Genomic DNA, 8275 nt, shown 5'->3' with positions numbered 1-8275 from the left:
TGAGAGCGTGGCCGGTCGCCCTTGCCTCCGGCCCACCCTGCCCCCGTACACTGACCGGGGGGATCGCTGGCACTCGAACGCACAGAGTGCCAGGCCACGAAGGGCAAGCTGCTTCCTGCTCCGCAGGAACGCTGGCGGGACGCTGCGCGTCCCGCTCACCAAGCCCACTGCGCGGGCTTGGTGAGGCTCCGTCCGCTGCGCTTCCGGAGCTGCGTGGCTTCGCCACGCTGGCCCTGGGCTCCGCTTCGCTCCGCCGCCTCAAGGGCCCTTCCGGCTACGCCTCCAGGACCCAGGGCCCGCTGACGCGGGCCTGGCTGGCTACGAGGAGCGGGGGTCGCTCGTTCGTGGCGGGTTCTAGTGTGTTGCTGCCTCAGAGAGATGCAGCATGTATCGTTGGCAGAAATATGGGACACCCGCCAGTCGCTCGGGAATCTCCCAAGTTTCCGAGAGGATGGCCAGATGGCCGGTCACCGCGAATCTACCGGACCAGATCCCGTGCTGGGCAGCGATTCTGTGCGTCGAGTGACGCAGTACCAGACGGCGGGTGTGAACGCCCGGTTGAGGCTGTTCGCGCTCCTGGAGGCGCAGGGCGTACCCGCGAGCGAGCGGACGACCTGGAGGCCGGGGCGGTCGCCGGGGCGCAGTGCGAGGTGGTGGAGCTGGACGGCATGGTGCCGGCTTCTTGGGATGCGCTGTGTTCGCGGACGGCTGGGACGAAGGCGTGATGGCGGTGAGCGAGGCCCGGGGCATGGCGGGGCCGGGGATGGCCACGGCGCGGCGGCCGGTCGGGCGGGGCGGCTGAGCTGGCCGTACATTTCGCGGACGTCAGGCAGCGTGAACGGGCGAATCTGGTGCGGCTGGAGGGGTTCGTCCGGGAGTCCGTGCTGCTGCGCGCCTATCCGCACACCATGGCGCGGCGCCGGGTGCTGGAGGTGCTAGGCGAGGCCGGCGGTCTGTGTACGGCGCGGACGGTGAACAGCGACGAGGTCTACATCCTCTGCACGCACGGTGTCGGGCATTACGACCCGGACGACCAACCGCCCTTCAAGGACGGAAAGCCCGGCTGACACAGGGCGGGTGCGTCGATCCGGAACGGATCGGGTGCCGCCTGCATTCCGCGCACGGCCATCGAAGGACCACAGAAATAGGAATCGGGGAGGGCTTGGAAATGATTTTGATTCCGCTCAAGGAACACCAGGTCGACCAGAAATTGCGCTTTCGTAACTGGGTCGGATTTCCTGCAAGATCCTTTGCGCCCCCGGAGGGGGCACGTGCCATGGGGGTGTCCGCGACCGGGTCCGGTAAGACGATCACCACCGCTGCGTGCGCTCTGGAGTACTTCCCGGACGGCCGGATCCTCGTCATGGTGCCCACCCTGGACCTGATCGTGCAGAGTGCCCAGTCCTGGCGCCGGGTCGGGCACCGGGCGCCGATGGTCGCGGTCTGCTCGGTAGACAAGGACGAGGTCCTGGAGCAGCTCGAGGTGCGCACCACCACCAACCCGATCCAGCTCGCCCTGTGGGCCGGGAGCGGTCCGGTGGTTGTGTTCGCCACGTACGCCTCCCTCGTGGACCGCGAGGACCCCGCCGATGTCAGTGGTCGTCGGACTGTCCCTGGGCCGTTGGAGTCGGCTCTGGCGGGTGGGGAGCGGCTGTACGGGCAGCGGATGGCTCCGTTTGACCTGGCCATTCTGGACGAGGGGCACATGACGGCCGGAGACATGGGGCGGCCGTGGGCAGCGATCCACGACAACAGCCGGATCCCTGTCGGCTTCCGGCTCTACCTGACCGCCACCCCGCGGATCCTCGCCGCGCCCCGGCCGCAGCGCGGGCGGGACGGGCGGGAGCTGGTCATCGCGTCGATGGAGGACGACTCCAGCACCTACGGCACCCGGATTTTTGATCTCGGGCTGGCGGAGGCGGTGGAACGCTCGATCCTCGCCGGTTTCGAGATCGACGTGCTCGAGATCCGCGACCCCGACCCGATCCTCGGCCTGTCCGAGGAAGCGCTGCGCGGCCGGCGCATGGCCCTGCTCCAGGCCGCACTGCTGGAGCACGCGGCGCAGCAGAATCTGCACACCACCATGGTGTTCCACCAGCGGGTCGAAGAAGCCGCAGCGTTCGCCGAGCAGATGCCGCGCACGGCCGCCGAGCTGTACACCGCTGAGGCCTCCGCGGCGGCGCTGGTAGGTGCGGAGGAGCTGCCCGCGTCGTCGATCGACGCCGAGCTGTACGAGCTGGAGGAGGGCCGTCACGTGCCTGCGGACCGGGTGTGGGCGGACTGGCTGTGCGGGGACCATCCCATCGCGCATCGACGTGCGGTGATCCAGCGGTTCGCCAACGGCATCGACGCCCAGAACCGGCGGGTGCACCGGGCGTTCCTGTCCTCCGTACGCGCCCTCGGGGTCGGGGTCGATATCGCCGGCCTGCGCGGGGTCGAGGCCGTGTGCATCGTCGGGTCGCGCAGCTCCCAGGTGGACGTCGTCCAGAACATCGGACGTGCCCTGCGCCCCAACCCGGACGGCACGACCAAGACCGCGCGGATCATCATCCCCGTCTTCCTCCAGCCCGGGGAGGACCCGAAGGACATGGTCGCCTCGGCCAGCTACCAGCCCTTGGTCGACATCCTCCAAGCCATGCGCTCGCACTCCGAGCGCATGGTCGACCAGCTCGCCTCCCGCGCCCTGACCCGCGGTACCGAACGGCGGCGTATCCACGTCCGGCCCGCCGCCGCGGCCGGTCCGGAGAACGGGGAGATGCCAGAGGAGAGCAGCGAGGCGCAGCAGGAGGTCGACCGGATCACTGCGGTCGTGGTCAACTTCGCCTCCCCCCGCGATGCCGCCGACATCGCGGCCCTGACCCGCTGCCGTGTCATCCGTCCCCAGTCCCTGGTCTGGCTCGAGGGCTACCAGGCCCTGGTCCGGTGGCGTGCCGAGAACGGGATCACCGGCCTGTACGCCGTGCCCTATGACGTCGAGACCGAGGTCGGCGTCACGAAGGACTACCCCCTGGGCCGGTGGGTGCACCAGCAGCGCAAGGCGCTGCGTGCAGGCGAACTCGACCCCCACCGCAAAGAGCTCCTCGACGAGGCCGGGATGGTGTGGGAGCCCGGCGACGAAGCATGGGAGAAGAAGCTCGCCGCGCTGCGGTCCTACCGGCGGGCCACCGGACACCTCGCACCCCGGCAGGACGCTGTCTGGGGCGAAGGCGGGAGGGACGGCGAGCAGCTGGCCATCGGACAGCTCCTCGCCAACCTCCGCCGCAGGGGCGGCCTCGGCAAGGACCCCGAGCGAGCAGCGCAACGCGCACAGCAACTGACCGCGATCGACCCGGACTGGAACTGCCCCTGGCCACTCGACTGGCAACGCCACCACCGCGTCCTCTCCGACCTCGTCGACGCCGACGGCCACCTGCCCCACATCGCACCGGGCGTCACCTTTGACGGCGACGACATCGGACGATGGCTCACGCGGCAAAGAGAAGCGAGTACCTGGACACAACTGTCTACCGATCAGCAGGAACGGCTGACCGCGCTGGGTGTGACGCCCGTCGAACGGCCCGCTCCAGCCCCGGCGGCCCCGCGTTCAACGAAGGGGCCGAGCAAGGCGAAGCAGTCGTTCCAGCGGGGCCTGGCGGCCCTCGCGCAGTGGGTCGAGCGGGAAGGCGCCGACCGGCCCGTGCCGCGCGGCCACGCTGAGGAGATCGCAGTCGACGGCGAAACAGACCCGGTGATCATCAAGCTAGGCGTGTGGGTATCCAATACCCGCGCAAGGCGGGACAAACTCACCGCGGAGCAGTTCGAAGCGCTACGGAAGCTAGGCATCGACTGGATCTGACGGTCGTCGACAGGGTCCGTCCCGTTTGGCAGTGATCCGAGGCTGGGTCAGGGGCGCGGGGTTGGGTTGGTGAGGTACGGAGCAAGTTGGGCTTCGAGGTCGGCGATGCGTTTGTCCATGAAGCGGTTGTTCTGGCGGGCGCTGGTCAGGCGCTCTTGAATCTGCTGGTTGTCCTGGGTGAGCTGTCGTACGTGCTGCTTCAGCGTGGTGTTCTCGGTGACGATGCGCTGGAGGGAGCCCTCGGGTAGGTCGTGTTCGAGGTCGCGGATCTTGCCGAGGAGTTCTGCGATGTGGGTGCGCTGGGTGCGGATTTCGCGCTGGGCCTGGGTGAGTGCGTCTTCGGCGTTGAGTGCACGTTCCTTCCAGGCGGGCTGGGCGCGGCTGCCGCTGTTGGAGACTGCGGGATGGGGTCTGCTTACGCAGGTGGCCTGCTCGATCAGGTCTCTGGCCTGTTGATTTTGATAGAGGAAGGTGCGTGAGACGCGGGCGGTACGGGCGAGGGCGGCGACGGTGATAGGCGTATGGTCGCGTGCTGCGGCCGCCAGCGCGGTCTGGAGGCGTTCGAGCATCTCTTGGGTGGCTTGGCGGCGGGCTTGGGCGGCTGCGTCGGTGCGGGACGTGCTCATGGCTGTCCTGTGGCGTCGTCGGGGGCCTGCAGTGCTACGAGGTCTCGGGCGCGGAAGGCAGTGCTCCAGGTGCGGTGGAAGTAGTCCTGGGGGCGCCGAAAGTCCAGGGTGAGGGCTTCGTCCAGGATGCCGAGGGCGGCCAGGGCCTGCTCGAGTCCCTTGATGGCCTGGGCGGTGGGTTCGAAGACGGTGTGGAGGTAGTCGGCGGTGGCGTCGTCCGGGGCGTTCTCTGCGATCGAGCGCCACTGTTCGGCTTTGCGTCGCCAGTAGAGGAGGTCTGCGCCGGAGAGGACGAAGTTGTCGCAGTTCTCGCAGTCGAGTTTCCAGGGGCAGGCTCCGCCGTCGACGACGGGTTGGTAGGTGCAGAAGCCCCCGTCGGCGGGGGTGCTGCGGCGGGAGAGATCGAGGGCCAGGGCGAGGGCTGTCTCGCGGTCGATGGGGGTGGTGTCGCCGGAGAGGAGTTCACCTGGGCGGGGTGCGCCGGGGCCTGCCACCCAGACGGTGTTCAGGACGTCTTCGAGGTCGCTGTGGGTGATCTTCACGTAGTGCTCGGCCATGCGCTCGGAGAGCTGGCCCAGGTAGCGGCGGATGTGAGTGAGCGTGGCGCCGGCGCGCAGCAGGTTGGTGGCCAGGGTGTGGCGGGCCTGGTGGGCGACGTACGCGCCACCGAGGTCGAGGTCGGAGATCCAGGTCCTGAAGCGTTCGTTGAAGTGTCCGTAGGAGATCGGCTGGCGGCCGTTGGGGTTGCGGATGCGGGAGGGAAACAGGGCCAGGCCGGCGCGTTCGGTGGCTGCCGGGGTGCGGCCGTAACGCTTCTCGAAGAGCTGGAGTGTCTTGGTGCGGCGGGCATCGAGGCGCTGGTAGATGGGCTCGGGGATGCGGACGCCCTCGTTGTAGTTGCCGACCTTGGTCTGGTCGTGCCACAGCATGGCCAGGCCGCGGTAGCGGCCAATGCAGTCCAGGCGCAGACCGACGACCTCGCTGCAGCGGCGCCCGGTGGCGACGATGGTCTCCCAGATGTCCCGCAGGCCCCGGTCGTTGAGGTCGAGTTCCTCCAGGCGGCGCAGGTTGGTCTCGTCGGTCAGCGCGCGGGCGACGTCGTCGCTGAAGGGGTTGCGGGAGCGCTGCTTGAGGCCGGTGCCGCCGAAGGGGATGGCGGTCAGGAAGCCGGTGTCGATGCCGAGGCGTTCGGCGTGGCCGGCGGGGATGGCGCTGTAGAGCAGCTTGCGCGCCTGGTTGAAGACGAATTGGCAGCTCAGGTCGGTGACGGTGGGGGATCGTCCGTCGACCAGGACCATCCCCAGGGACGGTAGGCCGTGGCGGGCGCGGTGGCGCTGGTCGGCGACGAACCGCTCGGCGTGTTCACCGCGCAGCACGGTGGGGTCGTGCCCGGCCTCGGGGGCGTCAGTCTGGAGGAAGACGCCCAGTTCGACGGCGGCGCGGCGCATCTGGTCGAAGGGGCCGCGGGTACGGGGGCACTGCGGTGAACGGAGCCACTCGGCGAGATGATCCCAGAGCAGGTCGCGCAGCCACCGCTGCGGTACGGCGGTGATGTCGAAGTGGCTCTGGGCGTTCTTGAAGCGTCGTCCGAAGTGATCGGTCTCCAGGAAGCCGGCGTCTTTGCTGTCCGAGGGGCTGTAGTAGACGCAGCGCAGACCGTTGACGATCTCCCATATGATCTTGCGGACTTCGGAGTCCATCTGCTTGCGGGTCAGGTCTTTGTAGCCCTCGTCGTGCAGGTCCATCAGGGACGTGACGCCGCCTCGCTGGCAATGTCTGACGAGGTTCCTGATGCCGTTGGTTGTCCACTCAGAGTGCTGTGCGGCCTGGGCATGGGTGTGCAGGCCCCACTGGATCTCGGCCCGCAGCAGAGGAGGCAGCGGGTGGAGGTTGATCAGTCCCGGTTGTGACACGGGTCCCGTGGTGGCACACCATGCGTGGAAAGCGGACTCGTCGTCGTACGTCACGGGGAGTGGGCGTCCGTCTTTGATGCGACCGTGGATGCGTTCCGACCGGGCTCCTCCCGGACGCTGCTCGGTTTGGTAACGAGCCTGGTGCTGGATACACAATCCCACCGAGCCGCAGGCTAGGAACGGGCAGCGGGCCTTGCAGAGACCGAAGCCGGGTAACGCGTGCTGGTCCAGAGCCCATCGTTTGAGGTGCTTCCGGTCAATACGCGCCGCCGAGCCATACTGCCAGCGGTTCTGGTGTTGATGGCACAGCTGGGTCGTGGGGCTGAGGGCCGGCCGGTCGGGGCAGATCCGGCAGCGCCCGTAGTCCACTCCCCGCGCGGCCGGAAGCGGCGTCGCGGCGTTCATGAAGGCACGCTTGGACTGGCCAGCCCGCTCTGCCTGCTCCCACTCGAGGCAGTGGGAACCGCACAGGTTGTGGCTGACGCGGCGGATGCGCTCACAGCCGTCGACGCCGCACTGCCAGGCGAAGACCGGGTGCTGGGGCGGGATGAAGATCAGCGTGTCGCGGAAGAGCGGATCGAATGAGGGGGCCTCTATGAGGCCCGTGAGCAGTTCGAGCCGGTCGCGGCCGATGCGGGTGGTGTCGGTGCGGCCGGGCAGCAGCGTCAGCGGGATCACGGCTGTGTCCCCCAGACCTGCTCCAGTGCCGCGGTGAAGACCGGGTCGTGGACGTCCACGTGGCCGTAGACCTGCTCGACGGTCGCCGCTGAGGCCCAGCCGCCGGCGTCACGCGCGATCACTGCGTTACCCCGTGCGGCGTCCAGGACTGCGGTGGCGAAGCTGTGCCGGAAAGCGTGCGGGACCACTCGGCCGATCTCCAGACGGGATGCGGACCGGCGCAGCATGCCGCGGGCCGCGGCCGTGGTCCATGGTTGGCCCCGGGTGGGGCCGTGCAGGCTGACCAGGAGCATGCCGTGAGCGGTCTGGGCGGGGTATTGGGTGGTGATGTACTCGAAGTAGGTGTGGATCATCGCCGGACTCACCCGGCGTACCGTCCCACCGCACACAGTGCCATCCTGCGACGTCCAGGGGGACTTGGTCTTGACCCGGGCCCGGTTGGCGTTGTCCTCACGGTGACAGATGTGCACGTGCGGCCCCCGGCATTGACCGCACGCGGCCTGCTCGCGCAGGTGCAGATCGACCAGACGCAGCCCGCACAGCTCACCGATCCGGAAACCGCCGTCGGCCAGCCACGTGACCACCATCCGGTCCCGCGCGCACAACACCACCCCCAGCAACAGATCCCGGGCGCCCTCGGGCAGCATCTTCGGGTGCCGGCGTATCCGGTCTGCCGGAGCCAGCGGGTTCGCGGGCATGCTGTGCAGGACGTGCCCGAGCATCGCCCGCCGACGGTCCGCCCGCGTCGGCAAACGGGTCGCGCGCAATGCCTCCGCCAGTGCCGGGTTCACGCCGCGGGTGCCCAGGCGGAGGTAGAAACCCTTGAGGCAGGCCGCGGCGGTCTTCAGTGCACTGTGTCCGTAGGGGCGTTTCCCCTCGCGCCACGGCAGCCCGAACGGCCCCGGGTAGTCCGCTCCCAGAGCCGCCATGTAGTGCCGCAGGTCCTCAAGCGACACCGCGCCTGTGTCCAGGCCCGCGAACCGCAGCCACCGCAGATGATCCACCAGCACATACGCGTACGTGCGGTCCGTACCCGCCCGGCAGGAACGCAGGAACCCGTCCGCCTCCGCCACAAGCGTGCAGTCCGTGTCCACGATCGTGTAGGACACCCGCCCGTCCCCGCGGACGATCTCCTGCACGCGTAAGTCGCCCAGCACCAGCCGGCCGTCCATCAGGTGCCGCCTCCTCCGAACCGGGAACCGCCCCGGTGGCAGCACTCCCAC

Annotated in this window: 5 protein-coding genes; 2 read left to right on the top strand and 3 right to left on the bottom strand. The window is 68.9% G+C overall.

Going from position 1 to position 8275, the window contains the following annotated elements:
- Positions 1–851: 851 nt before the first annotated feature.
- Together ABZY45_RS19965 and ABZY45_RS19960 are read left to right on the top strand one after the other, a co-directional pair.
- Positions 852–1067, top strand: a complete 216-nt coding sequence (locus ABZY45_RS19965; RefSeq protein WP_356741614.1) for a hypothetical protein — start codon at positions 852–854, stop codon at positions 1065–1067.
- 101 nt (positions 1068–1168) lie between these two features.
- Positions 1169–3835 carry a Helicase associated domain protein gene (locus ABZY45_RS19960; RefSeq protein ID WP_356741612.1) on the top strand — a complete coding sequence of 889 codons (2667 nt, stop codon included), beginning with the start codon at positions 1169–1171 and terminating at the stop codon, positions 3833–3835.
- A 47-nt stretch (positions 3836–3882) separates the two neighbouring features.
- Here ABZY45_RS19960 and ABZY45_RS19955 read toward each other — a convergent pair whose 3' ends face one another.
- Genes ABZY45_RS19955 through ABZY45_RS19945 form a run of 3 tightly spaced genes read right to left on the bottom strand, consistent with a single transcriptional unit; the run spans position 3883 to position 8224 of the window.
- On the bottom strand, positions 3883–4461 hold the full coding sequence (locus tag ABZY45_RS19955) for a DUF6262 family protein (protein WP_223282297.1): 579 nt from the start codon (positions 4459–4461) through the stop codon (positions 3883–3885).
- Complete coding sequence (locus tag ABZY45_RS19950) at positions 4458–7052, bottom strand: site-specific integrase (protein ID WP_356741610.1); 2595 nt, start codon at positions 7050–7052, stop codon at positions 4458–4460. The genes ABZY45_RS19955 and ABZY45_RS19950 overlap by 4 nt, the downstream gene beginning before the upstream one ends.
- Positions 7049–8224: a tyrosine-type recombinase/integrase gene (locus ABZY45_RS19945; RefSeq protein WP_356741609.1), complete on the bottom strand. Its 1176-nt coding sequence runs from the start codon at positions 8222–8224 to the stop codon at positions 7049–7051. The genes ABZY45_RS19950 and ABZY45_RS19945 overlap by 4 nt, the downstream gene beginning before the upstream one ends.
- Between the last annotated feature and the right edge of the window lie 51 nt (positions 8225–8275).

The sequence above is a fragment of the Streptomyces sp. NPDC006516 genome, from assembly GCF_040611875.1.
Classification (GTDB): domain Bacteria; phylum Actinomycetota; class Actinomycetes; order Streptomycetales; family Streptomycetaceae; genus Streptomyces.
Note: the sequence above shows the minus strand (reverse complement) of the source record. Positions and strands in the feature narration are given on the sequence as shown.